This window comes from Paenibacillus sp. FSL R5-0713 (assembly GCF_037973325.1).
GTDB lineage: Bacteria > Bacillota > Bacilli > Paenibacillales > Paenibacillaceae > Paenibacillus.
Window position 1 is genome coordinate 5,057,598 of the sequence record NZ_CP150229.1, and the last position, 21,121, is coordinate 5,078,718.

Sequence of the window (21,121 nt, forward strand, 5' to 3'; positions counted from 1 at the left end):
CGCTTACAATGAACAAATTATACTTCTTCCCCCTCATATTTAACTATTTATGAATCTTGCGCCCTGTTCGCAAAACAAAAACACCTCCACATTCGTTCCGCTGCTTATAGCAACAAAACTATTTCGTGGAAGGTGCCATGTGATCGTGATGTTCCGTTTAATTCAACTCCAGTACGAAGAGGGGATGAAATGTTACAGCTTGTCCACCTGTAATAAGGTCACCTGTTTCACTGTGCATGCCGGGTTAATTTGCTCCTCGGACAGAATGTTCAGCTTGATGAGACTTTTCAGCTTATGGCTGTCTACCTTGGACAACAATCGCCAGATGTCAGGGTCCGGAAGAGAAGCATACAGCTTCTGATCATCATATTCTTTGCGGTTCTGAAGCACTGTTTTCACGGTGTAACCACCAACCTGCGTCTCATAGACTCCTTGTTCTGCACAATACGCAACAATCTCGTCTCGTAGCACAGACAACTGTTGCTCAATATCTTTTTGCTGCTGCTTCAATTCAAAATAGGATTGAACTTTCTGCTCCATATCGATCACGCTCCTCTATTAACATAGGTATGCGAGGATCGCTAATTTAGGACAGGCTGTTTATTTTATTCACACACATGTGGTCTTACTCTCATTCAATCGTATCCTGTCGTCGTTGATATTCCGTGACTAGGATTACAACAAGTGTTCATTCAAATATGGATTATGTACAGCTATGCTGCGAACCCTTTGCATGACATCCGGCCCCATGGGTACATCCCCAACACGTTTTAACAGAATCCAGCGCAGGCATGCCATGGCTTCAAAGACCTGCCCCTCTTCCTGCGTATACGTGTTGTAGCTTGCAGAACATGCAAATGCAGCCCGATACATCTCGCCGTAACTTCCCCCATTATAGATGGTGATAAGAAAAACAGACCATGCCATATCGTACCTTGGATCACCATACTGCCCATTGGTCCAATCGATGATGGTGTAATGACCGTCCATTTCAAGAATGTTTCCCAGATTATAATCGCCATGAATCAGACATTCCTGTCTGATCTGGACATGCTGAATCAGGTTTGCTAGAAGATTTTGTATATCTCCATGCGACTCAATCTGAGGAAAAAAGTATTCAACAAAATCATACTTGGATATGTATTCTTCATCTTCTCCAGCACCCACTCTATTCACCGGATAACGATGAACCTCCATTAATCGCTCAGCCAACCGTGTCAGTTTGGTTTGGGTTAATTGGGTAATAGGCTCTCCATCATAGCTTGTTAACAGCAGCTGATTCTGTTGGTCGTCTACTCCCCAACCGCAGGGTTTGGAAACACCAACTCCACTATGATAAAGCTTGGATAATAATTGATATTGTTTGGCGATATCCGGCTTGGAATCCTTGTCCCAGACCTTCAATACGTACCGCTGACCACCCATTTCAATTCTCATTACACTCGCTTCCAGTCCAGGTGACAAGGGAATGATCTGAACCTCCTGTTCAATCACCCGCTGGACACGATTATGCAGTTGTATCCAATCTATCTGGCTGAGTCCGGTAATCATTGTTACCCTCCATCCTTCCATGCCCTACCATGTCCTGCCGATCTCTCATTTAGTCAGGTAGAATAAGTCCTTTGCCAATGACATTGGCGGATACCGGCTGTTTGCCCAATTCTCGGGCCCATACCGATAGCTGTCCCATATGGTGGATCTCATGGGCGATCACATGTCGCATGACTTCTCCCCATGAATCTGTAGCGACATTGCCACCTGAGCGATGATCAATATAAGCTCTTTTTTCCATACTCGGCTCCCATGCTGTAACAAATGCCTCCACATCCGGACGTAATCTGCGATCCAATTGTCTTACCGCCTCAAGGTTCTGGTAATTTGCAAAATTTTCGGCATCATCCGGTTTACCCTGAAGTAACTGAAGCCAGCTCCACTCTACATCAATGATATGAAACAGCGTTTGTAATATGTTACCTACTCCGCCCGTACGAGACCTAAGCAGTTCTTCAAGCGGTACATCTTCACACCAGGCATACCATTGCTCACGCACGATCCAGTTGTAACGAAAGAAAGTTTCCATTGGTATATTCCCCTTTATCGGCTATATTTTCAGAGAGATTTGATCAATTCTGTATTGGCAAAGGTATCATTAGAATGTTCAAAATCTCCATAAATTCCGCTGATCTGATTGAATCCACATTTGATCCAGAAGCGTAAAGCAGGCCAATTTTTGAGCGCGACGTTAATTCGAATTTCCTTGTAACCTAGCTCGGAACAATGGAAAGTCAGTGCCTGAATTAATTCTTGTCCATATCCCTGCTTCTGGATTTCACTCTGAATATACAGAAACTCAAGATATAGCGAATCGTCAGAAGGATAACCGTGGTACACACTTAACAAACCAATGTTATGATCATCCTCAGCCGTACGAATGGATTGAATTCGATAGTTCTCCATTCTCCCTTCTGGAGGAAGGTGGCCTTCTTGAACACATTTTTTCACATAATCCAGATCATGCTCTCGTCCATCCCATTGATGTATGTATCGACTGGTATCATAAATCGACTGAAGTTCAGGAATATCGGACTCTTTCACATCTGAAATCATGAGCCTGTCTGAGTTCCATTCTACTGGAAGTTGTTTCATCGTCATCACCCCATCTTTACGTTCTAGTTAATCTCTTTTTAATATACAAGATTACATGAATACCTGCATAAATAAACAGGACATTGAACAAATATAGAAGTACATTTAAAGAGATGCCAGATATAAACCAGATTGTTCCGTCCGAGTTAGCATCATGATAATCTGTAAAGAATCGGATCGGAAAACCATACTCCGTTCGGAGCGGTCCATCATCTGTATATAAAGTTCCAGGAATACATATGATGGCTAATACAGCAAGCCAGGCTGATAGATTCATTATTCTTTTGTTAATCGCCAATACCTCTCCTCCTGACGAATCAGTTTAATTCAACTCTTTCTGCTTCGCGTCTGTAACCAAACTTCCAACCCCATATCAATCATTACAAATAAAATAGCAGCAAAAGCACCCAATAAGGTCAGAACTAACGTCTCTTTGAAATTCAGTATTTCTTCTCCTGCTCCCGTGAGCACATAATAGATATACATCCCTAGAACTCCAGCACATGCATAACCCAATATCCTCGTACTTAGATACAACATATGATTAACGAATTGTATTCGACGGAGCAGATCGTCCAGCAATATCGATAAAGGCAGCCCAATCAATACGATCAGTGGAGTTGCGTATACCAGATACATAATCATGTAAAAATCAAAACTGTAGGATTCATTCATTGATATGAGGCTTGCAGCCAAAGTAAAACAAATGATGGTTAGAATGGTTGTCATCAGCTTTCTTCCCATGTTCATCTCATCACTCCAATAGGGTTATCTCGATTCATTGGATGTGCTCATTGGATATCATTATGCATCAGATCTTGCCGGTTGCCATCCAATTTCTTGAGACCAAATATGCGCTCTCTGTAATATGCTCCACACCGTTGGTGCTTTTCCTTCAACATACTTGGGACGCTGATCTTTATACAATGACATGAGTCTGTGCTTTTCTTCCGCATATTCCAGACAATCTTCTGGATGCTCCCTTAAATAGTCTCTGAACAGCAAGGTCATTTGCTCGGAGAAACTGCCTGCCTGTCTAACGTGTACATGTATCCTTCTGCTTTCAGGTTCTTCACGAAAGTAACGTTTAGTCTGATCCGAATTTTCTGTTCTGAATACAAATCCGACGCTTTCGATCTCACGCTTGTAGTCCAACAGATTTTCAACATTTGAAACAGATACCTGTATATCGATAATGGGTTTAGCGTCCATTCCGACAATTGAAGTGGACCCCACATGATCAATCCGTACAGCCTTTTCGCCTAACGCTGCTCTTAATATCGAACCCGTTTCCAGAAACAAATCACGCCATGCCGGATCATACTTTGCAATTCTCCATTGATCCTCCATACAACTCCTCCTTCGTTATCCAATCAAGCTATATAATTAAATAACACGTTCTTTCAACTTTTTGTTACAGTTAGATTATTTAGTGATGCCATAAAGAGATCATGCAAAATCATCATTGTTTATCCCCAGTTCGATTTGTTTCCTGGATTCAATCATGTATTCGTACACATCATCAATTTCTGCTATACCTGTAATATTCTCTTTTAGCAGTTTAATAATTAGATTATTATCACACTCTCTCATCCTTATATCTTTCAAATAGTTATCATTATAGTCGTTTATAAAATCTGATTTATGCTTATAAAATTGAAATCTTTCCAAAATATATATTTCCTTAAGATTAATAAATAATGCTACAAAATCCTTAAAGTTTCTGGCCACTAAAGTTACTTGATTACCAAACGCCGTAGGTTGGATAAAGATAACTGGAGCTTCTTCCAAATCACTAATGGATCTATTAAACGTAAAAAAAGCAAAATGGTCACCATCTGCCCCTGTTCTTCCAAATATGATGGCATCATCTGGCGTACAATAGTATCTATCATCGTCATTGTTAAAACTAATATAAAAACCCATATAATCTTGAAGGGTTCCATCATGTTTTTTACGTAATTCTTTATCTATTCGAACGATGCCTTCTAAGGATTCTGGCATTTTATAATGTACTTCCATGTTTACATACCTCTCTTCTATTGGCATTTATTAATAGATCTATTTCTATATTTTGACACAAATTAAAAAAAAGAGAAGGACCCTAGGGCCCTCCTCTTCACTTCTTAGTGATATTCACACTTGAAATTGGTAAACTCCGCTGAAGCTTCTTCACCCGTCGCGTACAATCCAATAAGTACGCCTGTAAAACCTCCAGCCACTTCCGAGGATAGGTATCTCGTCTGTGCCGTGCCTAGCAGAATCTCTTCACCATCTGCTAGAAACAGGAAACTATATCGTTCCTGACTTGAGCGAATGACCAGCGTTGCATGCTGTTTATTTTCCAGATCCACTTCATGTGCTATCGATTTGATATCCCCGATATTCAGACGCTCGATCACCTTATAGCCGTCCTGCTCATCACGAATTGCTACTTCATAATGATGATTCTCATCCATATAAATGGTGATACCTGCTTCTCCACTGGTTAGACTAACATCGACTGAAATCGTGGCATTAAAGTCTTTCTGGCGTAACCCGATGAACGTCGGAGATGCCGGAATGTCCAGCGTTACATCGGTCCCTGTTAGCGTAAGCTTGTCACATTCAAGCTGATAATGCTCTGTATTCGGATGACGAAGGTAACACCAATCGAGATTCCAGTCGGTATTTTCAAACGTATAATGCTTCTTATCCTGCTGGATCACTGTGTCCGGGATACGTTTAGTCTCAAAACTCGTCAGTGTTGTACCTTCATTCCCGGCTGTAAACCATCCGTCTTCACCAAACGTAATCGGAGTCAGGAATACTTCTCGGCCCAGATGATGGTACGTAGCCCATCTGCCAATCTGTCGGAATCCCAGGTGAAAGAGCCACCAGTTCCCCCGATCATCCTGAACCAGATCACCATGCCCCACACCCTGGAGCTCATAACCGCCCAGATTGCGATTGGTTAGAACCGGATTGTGCTCATAAGCCTCGAATGGACCTGAAGAAGAAATGCCCCGAGCGTAAGTAACCATATGCCCATATTCGGTGCCACCTTCGGCTGCAAGCAGATAATAGTAGCCGTTCATTTTATACAGATGCGGACTTTCCAGATATCGTCCACCTGTTCCGTTCCAGATGGTCCGACCTAGCGTCAATTTCCGGCCAGTTTCAATTTCAATCTCACACTGGACAATTCCTCCAACGCCTTGATCATCAACCCCGTTACTCATAAACAAGGTCTTTTCATCTTCAAAATACAAATCCGGATCGATTCCACCTTGATCCACATAGATAGGTTCAGACCACTCTCCGTAGATATCGTCTGTCCATACATAAAAATTCTGATGCGTCGTATCGTTGGTTGTCACCATATAAAATCGTCCGTTATTGTACCTAATGGTGGGGGCAAATACCCCGCCGGAACTGTTCACGGTGTCCAACTGAATTTGGCTTTTACGAGTGAGGCAATGACCAATCTGCTTCCAATTCAGCAAATCCTTGCTTTCAAAGAGCGGTACGCCCGGAAAGTATTGAAAAGAACTGCACACCATGTAGTACGTGTCGTGCACCTTAATCACACTAGGGTCTGGATAGAAACCTTTTACAACAGGGTTATTGTATCTCATTACTCCACTCCATCTCTTATTTAAAATTCACAAATATAAGAATTCAACTTCGTAGCAACTAAAAAAATTAAACACTATTGGCGATTAACTTGCAATGAATCTGGATTGCATCTTCGGACTAATTTCATTAAATTAATATATATGTGATTTTAGTAGATTGAGAGTAGGGAGTTGTTGTACAGATGATCAAAGCAAATGGAGAGCCTCGGTTCATTCCTTTATATGAGGCGCTGGCAAGCGAAGTCAGATGGAGAATCATGGATATGATTGCAGATCGCGAGAAGAATGTGAAGGATATTGCCGCAGCATTAGAGCTTAGCCCCTCCATTGTCACGATGCACATTCGTAAACTGGAGGACGCGGGGCTCATTGGAAGTAGACGCGTTCGGATCAACGGAGGGACACACAAGTTATGTTACCTCAAGCAAAATCAGATTGAGATCGAGCTGCCATCCACTAGTCGAACTTCACGAACCAGAGAGCAGACGATATCCGTCGGGCACTATACTGCTTTTGATATCCAGCCTACTTGTGGGCTAGGGACACTTGAGAAAGAGATTGGCGTGTGGGACGATCCCCGCTACTTCCTGGATCCTGAGCGGGTACACGCTGCAATTTTGTGGTTTGGGAAAGGTTATGTTGAATATAAAACATCTAATTTTGTTCTTCCGGACGAGAATACAGATGCGATAGAGATCTCGATGGAACTGGCATCTGAAGCCCCGGGATTACGGGATCATTGGCTGTCAGATATTCAATTCACCTTTAACGGTGTTGCGCTTGGAACGTGGACGAGCCCTGCCGACTTCGGCAGGGCAGCGCGCGGCAAGTATACGCCAGAATGGTGGCATCGCAATGTGAATCAGTATGGATTATTGAAGACCATCCGCATTGATACCTCCGGTACTTACATGGATGGAGAGCGGATGTCTGACATTACACTTGCAGATATTAAACTGGACGAGCCGTTCTGGACGCTTCGATTTACAGTTGACGAGAAGAGCCCCAACGTTGGGGGATTAACGATCTATGGTGCCGGTTTTGGTAATCACGATCAAGATATTGTTATTCGTGCATTGGGTTGATTTTTTTCACCTAATCGATTAACTTGATTTTCTCAAAAACATTATATTTCTCCAGATCTGAAGTAATTGCATAAGGCAGGTAATGATATAATTCAGATCTGGTTGCCCACTTGTATTCACTATGTTCTTCTGAAAGATTCACTTGATGATCTTTGGTTCTGCACAAATACATTAGAAGAATGACCTGTCGATGAGGATGGGTAAAGAACGTACTAGTATCAGTTTATGTTTGGAACCACCTTCTCAATTGATTAATATGAGCTTGATGATAACGGTTATGGTCAGCCATGTGCCATAATCCCCAACGGATCGTAGCTTGCTTTTCGTTCTGATGTCCAAAAGTAACGACTCGGTCTAGATCAGCATCCGCTACATGTGCGCATGTCTCTTTTAGAAGGGTTAGTACACTCTCATGTTGAGAGATAAGTGTGTCACGTGCCACACCTTGAACCAGCGGGAGTCTATTATTTGCATCGATCATAGGGCCATATTGCTCTATTAAACGCTGAGGAAGGACTGCTCCCTTTATTCTATAAACCCAATTTATATCAACGAACGTAATATGTCGGATCAATTGAGCTGTACTATTAAACTGGTTGTGTTCCCCTCTGTAATCTACCTCTTCTTGCGACATACCTTCTGTAATTGATTTAAGTCGTTGGCTATTTTCTGTTACAGCGGATAATAACATCCCCACAACAGGTGCCATATTGGCTTTCCCTTGTAAATCATAAATCATACACATCCCCCTCCTTTACCTTCGCTCTTTCAATAAGTCCTTTATTTCTCTTAACTCTGATAATATTTCTTTTGTGTGCTGACTATTTTTTGAGTTATCCATTCCAACTTTCAAAACATAAATACCGAGGAACAGATAAACCACCAACATAATGATCATTCCCATGTGCATTTCTCCTTCCCAAAGTAGCAGCACATTGCTATGAACGATGACTACCGTCTATATTTTCTCTTTCCAACTGATTCCCGTGAAATGCCTTCAAAATAAAAGCTCGATCCGGAACGTTCAACCGTTCATACGATTGCAGATACTCCCTATTGTCATATGGAACGCCAATGAATTTCACATCAATGTTCCCCTCTTGGAGATCCACAATGCCATATCTGGCAATGGCAAGATCGTTACAGCCTAAGGCTCCCGGATTCATATAGATTCGCTGATCTGTCTTATAATAATGAAGAATATGATGATGACCAAAACAAACCAAATCATGGGCCGTCCCCTGATACTTCGCGTCCAATTTGGTTCCAGATGATTCTTTATCGATGGCATCCAGCTTGTCATTGCTCATATGATAGTGAGTCAAAAGGAACTGACGTCCTTCGACCTCTTTTTCAACAAATTTTGGTAGAGCCTGAATTCTCTTGATCGACTCTGCATTTAGATGTTGACATATCCATTCATGGTGTTCAGCCATGCCTTTGTGCCCTTCTAATGGTCCCTTATTTTGGAGCAAACTCAATATGGCCTCTTCGTGATTTCCTGAAATCGCTATCATATTTTTGCGGCTGTACAACATCTCAATCACTTCATTAGAGTAAGGGCCAATGCCGATCATATCTCCCAAACAAAATGTATGCTCTATGTCTCCTCTAGAATCCATATCAGCCAATACCGCTTGGAGCGCAGGAACATTGCCATGAATATCGGTTAAGATGGCCACCTTCATTGAGATTCCTCCTCTGGAATGTACATCGTCTGAATCTCCTGTACTCCCGGAATAAAGCCCAGATTCAGATACACGGACTCCGCATCATTTCCTTGCATCACATACAATCGCAGAACAGGATATTTACCCTTAAGCTCATTCAAAGCTCTTTGTAACATCAGTGTAGCAAGCCCTCTGCCTCTATACGTCGGTCGAACCCCTATACTATATACGGCAGCCTGATTATCCTGCAGACAAAGACGACAGTTGGCAATAAGCTGCCCCGTCTCCTTATCGTATACAAGTGTAGAGGCCTGAGTTAGGATCTCATTCGTATAATTAGGGTCATCACTAGGGATAAAATCTGCAAGAGTGGTATGTTTTCTTCGTGTAGCTTCAAGACTTCCTGCAAAACTCTCCAGGTCACATTGGGCAATTTCATCTTCATTTACATATGTTCTGGTGCCGATTTCACTTACAATAATCTCTGGACTCTTCACGGTTACCCGGCTGTCCCATTCGATGTCAAAATGATCTGTAGGCCGCTGCATCCAGCGACATCTGAACTCCACTGGCCAGAATCCGGCTCTTGCGTATAGATCGACTTGGTCTGGAAGAATCTCAAAGGTCAGAATTCGTTTCGTGCGATCCGACCACTGTACTAATGTATGCTTCAGCAGTTTCAATACCTCAAAGCACTGCTGGAATGGCGGGATAAAAAACAAATGATACATCCGGTTAGGCTCCATTCTCACGCCACCTATTTTGCTTTCCCCCTTGTAAATCCAGTACGCACTGATCTTGGAAGAACTAAACTCCTCTTCTCTGAAAAATCCGACATACCGCATATCATAATAAACCGTGCAAAATAATCCCCATTCGGCAAAATCAGCTCTGCGAATCGAATATTCATCCGACAGATCATATTGAAGTATATCTATGGACCATTCCGTTAAACTCATATGTCATCCCTCCTCAATTCTAATTACATGTACAGCAATTAAAGAACCTTTCTATATGCCACCCCGTGAACATGAATTAACAAATGCTCCGCTTCCAAACGTTCAAAGAAATCCAACATGTCCTTAAACGCATTCTCGAAATACGAAGTCAGGTGGGCAAGCTCTGGCGTTGTTTTGATAAAATTGTAAAAGAAGTAGGGGTCCATGTTACCCACATCCGCTGGACTACCAAGGAAAACCTCCAATGTCTGGCCCGTTTCTGTATTCTTGAACATACAGTGCTCGCCGTGGACATCAAAATACCAATTTCCTGTTAATTTTTCTTCACCATGGATTACATCCGCATTGGACAGCAGATGATACGCCCCTGCGAGGATTTCCTCGCGATCAGGCTGATCGGTTTCCAATATCAGTTGGTCGATCAATTGCCGCGCAATTCTCTTGTACATATCCATTGCCATTAATAATTCTTCCGTAATTTCCTGTGTTATTGATTTCATCATTTCAGATCCTTTGCCCTTTCCAATGGGAATTAACTGCTCGACCTTGAGGTTAGCAAAGATACGATAACGTATCCAAAAAGTTGAACCGTAAATACAATAGCGACAAATTCAACCATCATGCTGTTCGCTGCATTGAAATCATTCACAAGATCCACAAAGATCTTTCCCGGTCTGGATAATACATCCCATGAATTCCAACGATTAAATCTGCCAATGTAGACCCCTATACTGCTCAATAGCAAAATAACGCCTACAATTATCATGCTAATGTACTTATTTATTAATTTATTTAACATGCCTTGGATTTGAATGATCGAACATGTCGAGAGCAGCAATCCGATGATCGCTACGGCAAACGTCAGGGTGAGTCCATACCAAAAATCAATATTAACCCAAAATCTGACCTCCCCTTGAGCATCAAAATACCGGAATGAGTGCAGGATCTCTGTAAAAAGGTAGGCCGCATTGGGCAGAAAAAAGAGCCAAACTGCACACATCAACCACATACATATAACACTCGTTGTGGTTACTTTCTTATGAAATATGTATCTAATGCAGGATGAGATAATGAATGGCACCCATGCCAGGAGCATATCCCAACTTAAAAAGCGATACATATTCCTATCTGTTTGGGCCCGTAAATACATCACAACACCTAAACAACAACAAGTAGCCACAAGCAAGGTAACGATGAATCGGGGATCTTGCACCGGATGTTTGTTATCTTTCATTTCTTTGCTTCTACGTCCTTTTCCTTGATGATGTTATACGTTATAAATACTTTTTAAATGCCTTGCTGGATTCTCCGTCGTACCCCAATTTCGTATAAAAGTGATGTGCTTCATGTCTGGATGATCCACTGGTAAGAAATACCTTCATACAATTTTTCTGTACACATATGTTTTCCACATATTTCATCAATTCAGATCCATATCCCTTGCTCTGCACATGTTCCCTAATGATAACCCGCTCAACGACGCCGAATGGTCTATTTTCCACCAAAGCATCCAAACAAATATGTAAATGAGCCGTGCCGATCACCTGATTACCCAGTTCATATACGAACAAGAAACTATTCGGGTTATTCCGAACTTCTTCAATCCGTTCTGCCAGTACCTTTGTATTTAAGTTGTTCGGCAATAATTCTCTATACAGTCTCTCGATAACCTCTGCATCCCTAGCTTCTGCCTCTCTTATCATCAAGCTCCCCCTCCCTGTTACCTCACTTGATAACTTAAAATGATATCCCCGTTGTCCTCGAATTCACCCGTGTCCTGAAATCCGCAACGCTTATACAGCGCATTAGCCGCGATGTTATGAGGAACATGGGATACCCTGATTTGCTGGCAATCACTTCTATCTTGCAACATACGAATCACTTCTTGAATAGCAAGTTTACCGTAGCCCTTCCCCTGATACTTCTCATCAATCATGAAGCGCAGAATCCAGTAATACCCGTCATTGTAGACCTCATTATCAAATAAAATAAAACCGACCATCTGATCCTCTGCGAAAATGCCATATGGTTTGGACGTAATTTCCTTTGTCGCATGAATCAATGAATCCGCATTGCTAGCTACCAAATCCAGCTGATCTTCCCTTGGTTTAAGGTGCATGCACTCGAGTTCATTATCTTTGGTTATAGGTTGTAACTTCACTTGCTCCATACCTACCATCCTCTCTCCTTGAAGCTTATCACTAGATTTTCTTGATCAATATAATCTCCAAAGGTTGTGTATCCAGCAACAGAGCCCCTGCGTCAACATACCCCAGCTTTCGATAGAAATGTTGGGCATGTTCGTCTGACTGCGTTGAAGTCATTACGGTATCGAAGCCTTGTTGCTTCATTAGATTTTCCCAGTGATGCACCACTTTTTTGCCAATTCCGCCGTTTCGATAGGGCTCATCAATCCAGATCATATTCATAAAGGGAAGGTTGTCCCAAAAGTAACCGTACCTCATCCATCCAATTCTTGATCCCTCGTCCTCGTTCCAGAGGATGAATATTTCTTTTTCATGAATCTTCGTTTTCACAAGTGCCTGATGGATATGCCGATCTCGATCCATGATATAGTCGAAATCAGCTTCCGTTGCATATTCAATCTTCATTCGTTTTGCTCCCTTCATTAACTACGTCCATCATAACCCAAAATGTGGTAGTTGCGAACAGTTCCTTCCTCTTTTTTTCCCATGCCAAAAAACCACGGTTTCCCGTGGTTGCACCCGCTCTATTTTTCTCAATCCGATGTCGATCCGCTCACCAATTGTCCCTTGTACCATACGGCCTGCCGCGCAGATCGCCGCGCAACGGCTTCCGCCGAACAACTTGCATGGACCAATACAAAACTTGCTGTGTCCCCCACCTTCGGCCATACGTATTCCCCTTGTGAATCCAGCGGTGTCACACCGCCTGTTACGAACGCCAAAGATTGAGACAAGGACAATTCATCACTATATCCGTACAGTTCTGCGAAACGTCCCGCTTTCTCAAGCAGATCTCCACTGCCAAAAGGAGACCAATGATCCGTCAGGCTGTCTGTGGCCAGCTTCACGTTCACGCCCATACGATGGAGCATGGGAAGAGGCATCATCGTTCTGCCAATAGGCACCGTGGAAGCAATGCTCATCCCGAGCGAAGCCATTCGCTGCGCCATATCTTCCGCTTCCTGCTGCTCCGCGCGAGCGAACCAGAACGCATGACTTACCGTAACTTTACCCTGAAGCCCTGCTGCTTCGGTCAGACTCGCAAGTTCTAGCAACGTTTGTTTGCCGGCCTGCCCGCCATCATGCAGATGAATATCGATGCCCGCCTGATGCTGAACAGCCAGTTCGACCATGGCATTCAGTGATTTCTCGATGTCTTCGTCCACAGTATGGGGATCGAGTCCACCCACATGCGTTGCACCTTCCTGCATCGCTTGGCCCATAAGCTCCACTGAATGGGAGCGAAGCAGTCCATGCTGCGGGAAAGCTACAATCTCCGAAGAGATTTTGCCCGAAAATGATTCCAGAGCCTGCCGCGTTGCTTCCAGTCTTTTCAATCCACTGACGGGTTCGATATTGCAATGACTACGTACATGGGTGGAGCCGTACCCCTGAATCAAGGTTAGAATACTCTCCGCTTGACGCTTGGCATCTGGTAGCAGCTTGGGCAACAGAACCTTCTCTTCTTCAATACGTTCGAAAATACTGGAGATCCGTTTGACGGCTGTCCATGGTCCATCGTAGTAGGTTTTATCCAGATGAATATGTGCCTCCTCGAACGAAGGCAGCAATAAAAGTCCCTTGCCATCTACTTGTGGCAGATCGTTAGACAGCGGGTTGCTTCCTTCCACAATCGCCGCAATCCGTCCATCTTCAATCCGCAGATGAGCGAGGCTTGTCCGTGTCCCTGTCACCTGTTCCCCTTCCCAAACATAACGCTGTTCCAAAGTTACATTGGTTAACCAATAGGCCTGCTTCATTATGTCATCCCTCTTTTCTTACCCGGCATTACGTCCCCCGGATACCGATTGATCTATGATCTATGATCCATGTTACCATACGGTTTCACAGGGCAAAAATACGTAAAACGTTGGTGTTCCATATGCGGAACGTTTGTATTACTCTACCTTAATACATGCGAAAAAACAGGCACAATACGTGCCTGCCCTGTCCAATCACTTTAATCTTCTAGATTACGCCAAGCTACTAAAAATGAAACCGCGCATGCCCTCCATCGGTCACGCCTTCAATCTGTTCGATATCCAGCAGTCTGCGCTTCATCTCCAACCCTCCACGGAACCCGGTCAGCTTGCGATTAGCCCCAATAATACGGTGGCATGGTAACAGAACCGGAATCGGATTGGCCCCATTTGCAGCCCCAACCGCTCGCACAGCCGAAGGTCTTCCAATCGATGCAGCTATGTCGCCATAGGTCCGAATTTCACCGTAGGGGACGCGGCCCAGTTCTCTCCATACCTCCTGCTGAAAGTTCGTTCCGATCAAGTCCAGTGGAATTTCATCGGTATAAGCCATCGGTTCCCCTGCAAAATAGGACTGTAACCAATCCATCATGCCTGTTTGTTTCAGCGCATGCTCATTCTCTTCCAATTCCACGCCAGGTGCAACTTTCTGCATCCAGCCGTTCCAGTCCTCCAGTGTTTCGTTAGGCATGACCACTCGGCACAATCCCTGTTCTGTAGCGAGCAACACCCATGGACGACCGTCCAGTTGCATCGTGGTATACATTAACTTTTTTCTCATTCGTTTATCGTCCTCTCCCTGGTGGAATGCTTCATGCTAGGACTACGAGGAAATTCGCTTCTTCACCTTACGTTTCATACTGCGGATTATCTGCTTGCTCTCCGGATCAACGCGATACGATTCCGTGATTTTCTGAAGTGCCTTATTATACGTGAAATCGTCCAGGGTATTATGGTTCAGATAACGCATAGTAACCTCAGGTTGTTTCACATAAGCCATCGAGATGGCCCACGCAACCGCCATTTTCACATAATAAGCTTCGTGCCTGATCCGATCCAATGCGATTAGAACCCGATCAATATATCTCTCATCCAGATAAAAATTCAACAGCATCACCACGCCAAACCGAATCTCATATTCCTGCTCTGATCTCAGATACGGCTGCAAGAATGCCCACACCGGCTCCGAATGCACCTTCGTATATTTTAGTCCCGCACAGAAGCTGTCACATACCGACCAGTTATCGATCTTGGGTACAAATGCTTCAATGGCCTTCAGCAGCTCGTCCAGATCAGCCTGGACATGTCCAATGACCATTGCTTGCAGCATCACTTCTTCAAAGTATTCATCGTCTGCCGTCTCCAGATACGTGCGCCAGTCCCCGGCGGCGATCTGTTTGGCAATCTTTCGTAAGGCTGGCAATCTCACGCCTAACACATTTGTGATGTTGGGAATAAGCGCAGCCGAGAATTTCTGATACTCCGGCTCGGCCAGACTGAGCAATTGTGTTCTAATATTTTCTGCTTCCACCGCACACGTCCTCCTCGTCTGTTGCTGTACAACAAGTATATCCTTGCAACGCCCGTTTGTAAGCCCATATCGAATGTTTGAGCAAGATTACAATATCATTTTGGGTACTCTCTTTTCCTCCATTTGTTTAACTGCCAACCCATTTCGTTTAAAAATATGAAGCTGACCGTTTAGAAAGGAGTGTCGATATGAACGGACCTCATACCAAGAAAGATTTCTCCGTGGAGGAGATCACCGAACAACTCGTGCAACATGTGCAATCCCGGAACCTTCCCGATTTCTATAAATTGGTGAAAGAACTGCATCCCTACGACCTCTCACTCGTATATAAAAAGTTTCCTGAAGAAGAAACCAATCGGTTTCTGCTCCTGTTCAAACCCGATGCTCTGGCGGATCTCGCCGAGACCCTGAAGCTGCACGAACAGATTCAACTGTTTGAACGACTCGGGCCGGAACGAACGCTTGAAGTCATGCAGCAGATGGACAAAAGTGATCTGATCCGGTTCATGCACGATTTGCCTGCCAAACGAAGAGAAGAATTGCTGTCCACCATGAATCTGGACCACTCTACCATTATCCGGTCCCTGCTTAATTATCCGCCGGAGACGGCTGGACGCATCATGACAGACCGATATCGAACCCTGCTTGCCCATGAGACAGCCAAGGAAGCCTTGCGACAATCGCAAGGCACCATGCATATCTCCGCCTCCAGTTACCTTTATGTGACGGATGATGAAGGTAAACTGGTCGGAGTAGTGAGTTATCGATCCCTTGCCTTGGCTGACGACAAGACCCAGGTTGAAGAACTGATGACCCGACGGGTGATCCACGCAACGGTAGATATGGACCAGGAAGAAGCAGCACAGCTTCTGCAACGCTATGAGTTTATGGCGCTTCCAGTAGTAGATGAGAATCACAGGTTATGCGGGATTATCCAAATGGATGATGTCATCGATATTATTATGGATGAAGCCAGTGAAGATTTGGCCAAGATGGGTGGGGGCGGCAAGGATATCGACTTTGATACCAAACCACTCGTTGCCGTCAGACGCAGACTCCCCTGGCTCATTCTATTGCTGCTGATTGGCCTGATCTCGGGAAGCATCGTGGATTTTTTCGAGGATACATTGAATCAGGTTGTCGCACTGGCATTCTTTATGCCGATGATCGCGGGTATGACTGGTAACACAGGAACGCAATCTCTGGCTGTCGTGGTACGAGGACTAATCGGACGCAAACTCGACAAATCCACTGTACTCGCACTGATTGGTCGGGAGATCAAAGTGGGCATCATGATTGGATTGGTCTGTGGATTGCTGATCACCGTCATTGCTTATGTCTGGCAAGGGGACTGGCTGCTCGGCGCCATTATCGGGGTTTCTCTATTCTTCACTCTGGTGATCGGTACACTAACCGGTACATGCATTCCGCTTCTACTTAGTCGTTTCAAGGTTGACCCTGCTGTCGCTTCGGGTCCGTTAATCACCACATTGAATGATATCTTGTCCCTGTTTATCTATTTTGGGATCGCCACACGTTTCCTCGATGCATTGATGTAAACAAGTGGTGTATACAGCAAAACAGACCTGATCCTGAGATCAAGGTCTGTTTTGCATTTTATCCAGTTTTACGCCGATCTTTTATTTTTATTATAAATATCAAACGCCACAGCAAGCAGCAGTACCAATCCCTTAATTCCCTGCTGCCAGTCAATACCGAGACCAATCAAGGACATCCCGTTATTCAGCACACCCATAACCAAACCACCAATGATGGCTCCAAATACCGTACCTATGCCTCCTGAAGCGGAAGCACCTCCAATGAAGCAGGCCGCAATGGCATCCAGCTCAAAGTTGGTACCCGCCCTTGGCGTAGCGGCATTAAGACGTGCGGCGAAGATCAACCCGGATACCGCGGCAAGCGTACCCATGTTCACGAAAACCCAGAAAGTTACTTTTTTTGTTTTCACTCCGGACAGTCCCGCGGCCTTCTCATTACCTCCAAGCGCATACACATGCCGGCCCATAACGGTACGGTTCATCACGAAGGAGTATACGATGATCAGGACAAACAACAGAACCAGGATGTTCGGAATCCCCGCGTAACTTGCGAGTACAAATGTAAACAGATTTGTCACGGCAGCCACCACAATCAGCTTGAGCAGAAATAGCCCCTGTGACACCACCTCGAAGCCATATTTTCGCTGGGAACGACGTTCCCGCAGTTCATTAACAATGTACCAGACGGTGAGTACAAGTCCCACAATAATGGATACCAGACCGAAGCCTGAGAAGTGAATGTCCGGCAGGAAACCCGAGCTTATTTTCTGGAACCCACCCGGAAAAGGAGAGATCGACTGTCCCTCCAGCACAATCATCGTCAAACCGCGGAACAGAAGCATCCCTGCCAGCGTCACGATAAATGCCGGAATACGCACATATGCGATCCAGAAGCCTTGCCATGCCCCGATCAAAGCGCCTACCAGCAAGGATGCGATAACCGCAAGCCAGGCCGGAAGCTGCCAATCTACCATCATAATTGCGGCAACAGCACCAACAAAGGCTGCAATGGAACCAACAGACAAGTCAATATGTCCGGTAATGATGACCAGCACCATCCCGATCGCCAGCACCAAAATGTAGCTGTTCTGCAAGATCAGATTCGTTATATTAATCGGCTTGAGTAATAGTCCACCTGTCAGTACCTCGAACAAAAGCATAATTACAACCAGGGCAATAATCATGCCGTATTGACGAATATTATTTTTAAACAGTTTTGTTATCATTTCCATGCTTGCCGCCTCCAGACTTGGTCATATATCTCATCAACGTTTCCTGCGATGCTTGCTCCCGGCTGACTTCGCCGGTGATTCGCCCGGCATTCATCACATAGATCCGGTCACACAGGCCAAGAACCTCCGGCAACTCGGATGAGATTACCAGTACACCCTTGCCCTCAGCGGCAAGCCGATGAATGATGGTATAGATTTCGAATTTAGCTCCCACATCAATCCCGCGTGTAGGTTCATCCAGGATAAGAATATCCGGTCCAGCAAAAATCCATTTACTCAGCACCACTTTTTGCTGGTTGCCCCCGCTCAGATTACCGGTCTTCTGCAAAATACTTGGGGCTTTGATGTTCATGCTTTTCTTCATCTCTTCCGCTACCAGCACTTCTTCGCGCTCGTTCACTACTGCGTTTCGCGTCAGCTTGCTGAGACCCGTCAGTGAAATATTGCGCTTGATGTCATCCATTAGAATAAGTCCATATTCCTTACGGTCCTCTGTCACATAGGCGAATCCATTCTGGATGGCCTCAGTGACGGTATTGTTCTGGATCGGCTTACCATTCTTGATGAGCTGTCCCGAAATATTTCGGCCATAGGATTTGCCAAAGATACTCATGGCCAGCTCCGTACGCCCTGCGCCCATCAGCCCGGCAATACCCACAATCTCACCACGTCGGATATTCATATGGATCTGATCCAGTACTTTCCGCTCGGCATGATGTTCGTGATATACCGTCCAGTCCTTCACCTCAAGGATGATTTCACCTATGGTGGCATGACGCTCCGGGTAACGACTGGTGAGATCACGTCCTACCATCCCGCTGATAATCCGGTCCTCCGTCACTTTCTCCTTCTTCATATCCAACGTCTCAATTGTCTTGCCGTCCCGTAAAATGGTTACGGAATCAGACACCTTGGACACCTCATTCAGCTTGTGCGAGATCAGGATACAGGCGATGCCCTGCTTCTTGAATTCCAGCATCAATTGCAGCAGATTTTCACTATCATCCTCATTCAGCGCAGCGGTTGGCTCATCCAGGATGAGGAGCCGTACCTTTTTGGAGAGCGCTTTTGCAATTTCGACCAGTTGCTGTTTGCCTACCCCGATACTGGATACGAGTGTATTCGGATTTTCGCTCAGCCCCACCTTCGAGAGCAGCTCCCGTGTACCCACAAATGTTTCTTTCCAGTCCACAATGCCTCTGTTGGCACGTTCATTGCCCAGATATATATTTTCCGCGATTGAAAGGTAGGGAATCAGGGCCAACTCCTGATGGATAATGACAATTCCCAGATCCTCGCTCTGCTTGATATCCTTGAACTCACATTTTTTGCCCTGAAATAAAATGTCGCCTTCATACGTGCCATGTGGATATACTCCGCTTAACACTTTCATCAATGTAGATTTACCTGCACCATTTTCACCACATATGGAATGAATTTCGCCTTCACGGACTTTCAGATTGACATTTTCCAGTGCTTTAACGCCAGGAAAGGTCTTGGTGATGTTCTTCATTTCCAGAATGATTCCGGCCATGGGATGTGCTCCTTTCATTTATTATTTCAGTCCGATTTCTTCCTTCGTGTAATACTGGGTACCCACGATATCCTGTTCCACATTGGTACGATCCACGGAGACAGGATCCAGGAGATATGCAGGAATAACCTTAATTCCGTTGTTATATGATGTTTCATCATTAACTTCCGCCTGTTTCCCTTGCAAGATACTATTGGCCATCTCTACCGTCTTCTCGGCTAGCTTGCGCGTATCCTTGAACACGGTCTGCGTCTGTTCCCCGGCCACAATCGATTTGATTGAGGCAAGTTCGGCATCCTGTCCTGTAATAACGGGCAGCGGCTTGTTCGAAGTACCGTAACCGATCCCTTTCAAAGATGAGATGATACCAATACTGATTCCATCATAAGGAGATAACACCGCATCCAGATGATCACCTGAGTAATAAGCACTCAGCAAGTTATCCATCCGAGACTGGGCCAGTGCACCATCCCAGCGCAAGGTCGCAATCTGAGACATCGTCATCTGCTTGCTGCGTACGACCAGTTTGCCGGAATCAATGTACGGCTTAAGCACAGACATCGCACCGTCGAAGAAGAAATAGGCATTATTGTCATCTGGAGAGCCGCCAAACAATTCAATGTTATACGGTCCTTTTCCATCCTTGAGTCCAAGCTTTTGTTCGATGTAGGAGGCCTGAAGCACACCCACCTTAAAATTGTCGAACGTGGCATAATAGGTCAAATAAGGCGTATTGCGAATGAGCCGATCATACGAGATCACTTGGATTCCTTCGTCATGGGCCTTCTTGATGACATCCGTTAGTGTGTTGCCATCCACAGATGCGATGACCATCACATCCACACCTTTGGTGATCATGTTCTCAATCTGTGAAATCTGATTCTCGACCACATCCTCAGCATACTGGAGATCGGTTTTGTACCCCTGCTCCTGAAAGAGACGGACCATATTCTCCCCATCTCCCACCCATCGCTCTGATGATTTGGTTGGCATCGAAATACCGACATATCCCTTTTCCTTGCTGCCTGCACCACTCTCTGCCAGATTGCAGGCCGAGAGCATCAGAGTCATCACCAGAAGCCAGATGAGCACTGCTCCTTTTTTCATATGAAGTTCCCCTTTCCTCACGTCATACGGTTCTAAATGAGTTATAAGATAACGCTTACAATACATGTAGTGCATCCTGTTCCTTGCTGTCCCTGTCTGAGATCAATGGTAGCATTGCACGAGCCTCAAGGTCTTTGCACGTTTTGAACCTTTTTTATAAAAATTTAACTTTTGATGGAAACTCCCGTTGTGAGCCTGGTCCATCAAAATCAGA

Annotated in this window: 25 protein-coding genes; 2 read left to right on the forward strand and 23 right to left on the reverse strand. The window is 44.8% G+C overall.

Going from position 1 to position 21,121, the window contains the following annotated elements:
- Positions 1-192 precede the first annotated feature (192 nt).
- From MKZ12_RS22535 to MKZ12_RS22570, 8 genes are all read right to left on the reverse strand, one after another.
- On the reverse strand, positions 193-540 hold the full coding sequence (locus MKZ12_RS22535) for a hypothetical protein (RefSeq protein ID WP_339256841.1): 348 nt from the start codon (positions 538-540) through the stop codon (positions 193-195).
- Between the two features lie 135 nt (positions 541-675).
- Positions 676-1,551 carry an aminoglycoside phosphotransferase family protein gene (locus MKZ12_RS22540; RefSeq protein WP_339256843.1) on the reverse strand — a complete coding sequence of 292 codons (876 nt, stop codon included), beginning with the start codon at positions 1,549-1,551 and terminating at the stop codon, positions 676-678.
- Between the two features lie 49 nt (positions 1,552-1,600).
- Complete coding sequence (locus MKZ12_RS22545; RefSeq protein ID WP_339256845.1) at positions 1,601-2,080, reverse strand: DinB family protein; 480 nt, start codon at positions 2,078-2,080, stop codon at positions 1,601-1,603.
- Between the two features lie 29 nt (positions 2,081-2,109).
- Positions 2,110-2,646 carry a GNAT family N-acetyltransferase gene (locus tag MKZ12_RS22550; RefSeq protein WP_339256847.1) on the reverse strand — a complete coding sequence of 179 codons (537 nt, stop codon included), beginning with the start codon at positions 2,644-2,646 and terminating at the stop codon, positions 2,110-2,112.
- Positions 2,647-2,973: 327 nt separating this feature from the next.
- Positions 2,974-3,396, reverse strand: a complete 423-nt coding sequence (locus tag MKZ12_RS22555) for a hypothetical protein (protein WP_339256849.1) — start codon at positions 3,394-3,396, stop codon at positions 2,974-2,976.
- Between the two features lie 54 nt (positions 3,397-3,450).
- A complete protein-coding gene (locus MKZ12_RS22560; RefSeq protein WP_339256851.1) occupies positions 3,451-3,996 on the reverse strand; it encodes a GrpB family protein in 546 nt (181 codons plus the stop codon).
- 99 nt (positions 3,997-4,095) lie between these two features.
- A complete protein-coding gene (locus MKZ12_RS22565) occupies positions 4,096-4,668 on the reverse strand; it encodes a hypothetical protein (protein WP_339256853.1) in 573 nt (190 codons plus the stop codon).
- A gap of 104 nt (positions 4,669-4,772) precedes the next feature.
- Complete coding sequence (locus MKZ12_RS22570) at positions 4,773-6,263, reverse strand: glycoside hydrolase family 43 protein (RefSeq protein WP_339256855.1); 1,491 nt, start codon at positions 6,261-6,263, stop codon at positions 4,773-4,775.
- Between the two features lie 182 nt (positions 6,264-6,445).
- Between MKZ12_RS22570 and MKZ12_RS22575 the strand changes: the two genes are divergently transcribed.
- Complete coding sequence (locus tag MKZ12_RS22575; RefSeq protein ID WP_339256857.1) at positions 6,446-7,348, forward strand: ArsR family transcriptional regulator; 903 nt, start codon at positions 6,446-6,448, stop codon at positions 7,346-7,348.
- A 223-nt stretch (positions 7,349-7,571) separates the two neighbouring features.
- Here the strand turns inward: MKZ12_RS22575 and MKZ12_RS22580 are convergent, their stop codons facing one another.
- From MKZ12_RS22580 to MKZ12_RS22635, 12 genes are all read right to left on the reverse strand, one after another.
- Positions 7,572-8,087 (reverse strand): DinB family protein, encoded by a 516-nt coding sequence (locus tag MKZ12_RS22580; RefSeq protein ID WP_339256859.1) that lies wholly within the window; start codon positions 8,085-8,087, stop codon positions 7,572-7,574.
- 15 nt (positions 8,088-8,102) lie between these two features.
- Positions 8,103-8,252: a hypothetical protein gene (locus MKZ12_RS22585; protein ID WP_339256861.1), complete on the reverse strand. Its 150-nt coding sequence runs from the start codon at positions 8,250-8,252 to the stop codon at positions 8,103-8,105.
- A gap of 34 nt (positions 8,253-8,286) precedes the next feature.
- Positions 8,287-9,036: a metallophosphoesterase family protein gene (locus tag MKZ12_RS22590; protein WP_339256863.1), complete on the reverse strand. Its 750-nt coding sequence runs from the start codon at positions 9,034-9,036 to the stop codon at positions 8,287-8,289.
- Complete coding sequence (locus MKZ12_RS22595) at positions 9,033-9,977, reverse strand: GNAT family N-acetyltransferase (protein ID WP_339256864.1); 945 nt, start codon at positions 9,975-9,977, stop codon at positions 9,033-9,035. Before MKZ12_RS22595 ends, MKZ12_RS22590 begins: the two co-directional genes overlap by 4 nt.
- Before the next feature lie 38 nt (positions 9,978-10,015).
- Positions 10,016-10,480 (reverse strand): hypothetical protein, encoded by a 465-nt coding sequence (locus tag MKZ12_RS22600; protein WP_339256866.1) that lies wholly within the window; start codon positions 10,478-10,480, stop codon positions 10,016-10,018.
- 29 nt (positions 10,481-10,509) lie between these two features.
- Positions 10,510-11,211 carry a DUF1361 domain-containing protein gene (locus MKZ12_RS22605; protein WP_339236779.1) on the reverse strand — a complete coding sequence of 234 codons (702 nt, stop codon included), beginning with the start codon at positions 11,209-11,211 and terminating at the stop codon, positions 10,510-10,512.
- 40 nt (positions 11,212-11,251) lie between these two features.
- Positions 11,252-11,680 (reverse strand): GNAT family N-acetyltransferase, encoded by a 429-nt coding sequence (locus MKZ12_RS22610; protein WP_339256868.1) that lies wholly within the window; start codon positions 11,678-11,680, stop codon positions 11,252-11,254.
- A 17-nt stretch (positions 11,681-11,697) separates the two neighbouring features.
- Positions 11,698-12,147: a GNAT family N-acetyltransferase gene (locus MKZ12_RS22615; RefSeq protein WP_339236783.1), complete on the reverse strand. Its 450-nt coding sequence runs from the start codon at positions 12,145-12,147 to the stop codon at positions 11,698-11,700.
- 31 nt (positions 12,148-12,178) lie between these two features.
- Entirely contained in the window at positions 12,179-12,589 is a 411-nt protein-coding gene (locus MKZ12_RS22620) for a GNAT family N-acetyltransferase (protein WP_339256870.1), read from the reverse strand.
- Between the two features lie 128 nt (positions 12,590-12,717).
- On the reverse strand, positions 12,718-13,944 hold the full coding sequence (locus MKZ12_RS22625) for an amidohydrolase (RefSeq protein WP_339256872.1): 1,227 nt from the start codon (positions 13,942-13,944) through the stop codon (positions 12,718-12,720).
- Between the two features lie 226 nt (positions 13,945-14,170).
- Entirely contained in the window at positions 14,171-14,725 is a 555-nt protein-coding gene (locus MKZ12_RS22630; RefSeq protein WP_339256874.1) for a methylated-DNA--[protein]-cysteine S-methyltransferase, read from the reverse strand.
- 42 nt (positions 14,726-14,767) lie between these two features.
- Positions 14,768-15,475 (reverse strand): DNA alkylation repair protein, encoded by a 708-nt coding sequence (locus tag MKZ12_RS22635; RefSeq protein ID WP_339256876.1) that lies wholly within the window; start codon positions 15,473-15,475, stop codon positions 14,768-14,770.
- Positions 15,476-15,663: 188 nt separating this feature from the next.
- Here MKZ12_RS22635 and mgtE point away from each other — a divergent pair, with 188 nt between their 5' ends.
- The gene (gene mgtE / locus MKZ12_RS22640) at positions 15,664-17,034 is read left to right on the forward strand and encodes a magnesium transporter (RefSeq protein WP_339256878.1); all 1,371 of its coding nucleotides are present in this window, start codon (positions 15,664-15,666) and stop codon (positions 17,032-17,034) included.
- A gap of 68 nt (positions 17,035-17,102) precedes the next feature.
- On the opposite strand, the gene mmsB is transcribed toward mgtE, so the two are convergent.
- From mmsB to chvE, 3 genes are read right to left on the reverse strand one after another with little or no spacing between them, the layout of a single operon-like run.
- A complete protein-coding gene (gene mmsB, locus MKZ12_RS22645; RefSeq protein ID WP_253439968.1) occupies positions 17,103-18,266 on the reverse strand; it encodes a multiple monosaccharide ABC transporter permease in 1,164 nt (387 codons plus the stop codon).
- The gene (mmsA, locus tag MKZ12_RS22650) at positions 18,241-19,800 is read right to left on the reverse strand and encodes a multiple monosaccharide ABC transporter ATP-binding protein (protein WP_339256881.1); all 1,560 of its coding nucleotides are present in this window, start codon (positions 19,798-19,800) and stop codon (positions 18,241-18,243) included. Before mmsA ends, mmsB begins: the two co-directional genes overlap by 26 nt.
- Positions 19,801-19,821: 21 nt before the next feature.
- Positions 19,822-20,907 (reverse strand): multiple monosaccharide ABC transporter substrate-binding protein, encoded by a 1,086-nt coding sequence (gene chvE / locus MKZ12_RS22655; protein WP_339256883.1) that lies wholly within the window; start codon positions 20,905-20,907, stop codon positions 19,822-19,824.
- Positions 20,908-21,121: the final 214 nt, after the last annotated feature.

Bases quoted from the DNA above. Each gene is read 5' to 3' on its own strand.
- MKZ12_RS22535 (WP_339256841.1), bottom strand. From the start codon at position 540: ATGGAGCAGAAAGTTCAATCCTATTTTGAATTGAAGCAGCAGCAAAAA.
- MKZ12_RS22540 (WP_339256843.1), bottom strand. From the start codon at position 1,551: ATGATTACCGGACTCAGCCAGATAGATTGGATACAACTGCATAATCGT.
- MKZ12_RS22545 (WP_339256845.1), bottom strand. From the start codon at position 2,080: ATGGAAACTTTCTTTCGTTACAACTGGATCGTGCGTGAGCAATGGTAT.
- MKZ12_RS22550 (WP_339256847.1), bottom strand. From the start codon at position 2,646: ATGAAACAACTTCCAGTAGAATGGAACTCAGACAGGCTCATGATTTCA.
- MKZ12_RS22555 (WP_339256849.1), bottom strand. From the start codon at position 3,396: ATGAACATGGGAAGAAAGCTGATGACAACCATTCTAACCATCATTTGT.
- MKZ12_RS22560 (WP_339256851.1), bottom strand. From the start codon at position 3,996: ATGGAGGATCAATGGAGAATTGCAAAGTATGATCCGGCATGGCGTGAT.
- MKZ12_RS22565 (WP_339256853.1), bottom strand. From the start codon at position 4,668: ATGGAAGTACATTATAAAATGCCAGAATCCTTAGAAGGCATCGTTCGA.
- MKZ12_RS22570 (WP_339256855.1), bottom strand. From the start codon at position 6,263: ATGAGATACAATAACCCTGTTGTAAAAGGTTTCTATCCAGACCCTAGT.
- MKZ12_RS22575 (WP_339256857.1), top strand. From the start codon at position 6,446: ATGATCAAAGCAAATGGAGAGCCTCGGTTCATTCCTTTATATGAGGCG.
- MKZ12_RS22580 (WP_339256859.1), bottom strand. From the start codon at position 8,087: ATGATTTATGATTTACAAGGGAAAGCCAATATGGCACCTGTTGTGGGG.
- MKZ12_RS22585 (WP_339256861.1), bottom strand. From the start codon at position 8,252: ATGGGAATGATCATTATGTTGGTGGTTTATCTGTTCCTCGGTATTTAT.
- MKZ12_RS22590 (WP_339256863.1), bottom strand. From the start codon at position 9,036: ATGAAGGTGGCCATCTTAACCGATATTCATGGCAATGTTCCTGCGCTC.
- MKZ12_RS22595 (WP_339256864.1), bottom strand. From the start codon at position 9,977: ATGAGTTTAACGGAATGGTCCATAGATATACTTCAATATGATCTGTCG.
- MKZ12_RS22600 (WP_339256866.1), bottom strand. From the start codon at position 10,480: ATGATGAAATCAATAACACAGGAAATTACGGAAGAATTATTAATGGCA.
- MKZ12_RS22605 (WP_339236779.1), bottom strand. From the start codon at position 11,211: ATGAAAGATAACAAACATCCGGTGCAAGATCCCCGATTCATCGTTACC.
- MKZ12_RS22610 (WP_339256868.1), bottom strand. From the start codon at position 11,680: ATGATAAGAGAGGCAGAAGCTAGGGATGCAGAGGTTATCGAGAGACTG.
- MKZ12_RS22615 (WP_339236783.1), bottom strand. From the start codon at position 12,147: ATGGAGCAAGTGAAGTTACAACCTATAACCAAAGATAATGAACTCGAG.
- MKZ12_RS22620 (WP_339256870.1), bottom strand. From the start codon at position 12,589: ATGAAGATTGAATATGCAACGGAAGCTGATTTCGACTATATCATGGAT.
- MKZ12_RS22625 (WP_339256872.1), bottom strand. From the start codon at position 13,944: ATGAAGCAGGCCTATTGGTTAACCAATGTAACTTTGGAACAGCGTTAT.
- MKZ12_RS22630 (WP_339256874.1), bottom strand. From the start codon at position 14,725: ATGAGAAAAAAGTTAATGTATACCACGATGCAACTGGACGGTCGTCCA.
- mgtE (WP_339256878.1), top strand. From the start codon at position 15,664: ATGAACGGACCTCATACCAAGAAAGATTTCTCCGTGGAGGAGATCACC.
- mmsB (WP_253439968.1), bottom strand. From the start codon at position 18,266: ATGGAAATGATAACAAAACTGTTTAAAAATAATATTCGTCAATACGGC.
- mmsA (WP_339256881.1), bottom strand. From the start codon at position 19,800: ATGGCCGGAATCATTCTGGAAATGAAGAACATCACCAAGACCTTTCCT.
- chvE (WP_339256883.1), bottom strand. From the start codon at position 20,907: ATGAAAAAAGGAGCAGTGCTCATCTGGCTTCTGGTGATGACTCTGATG.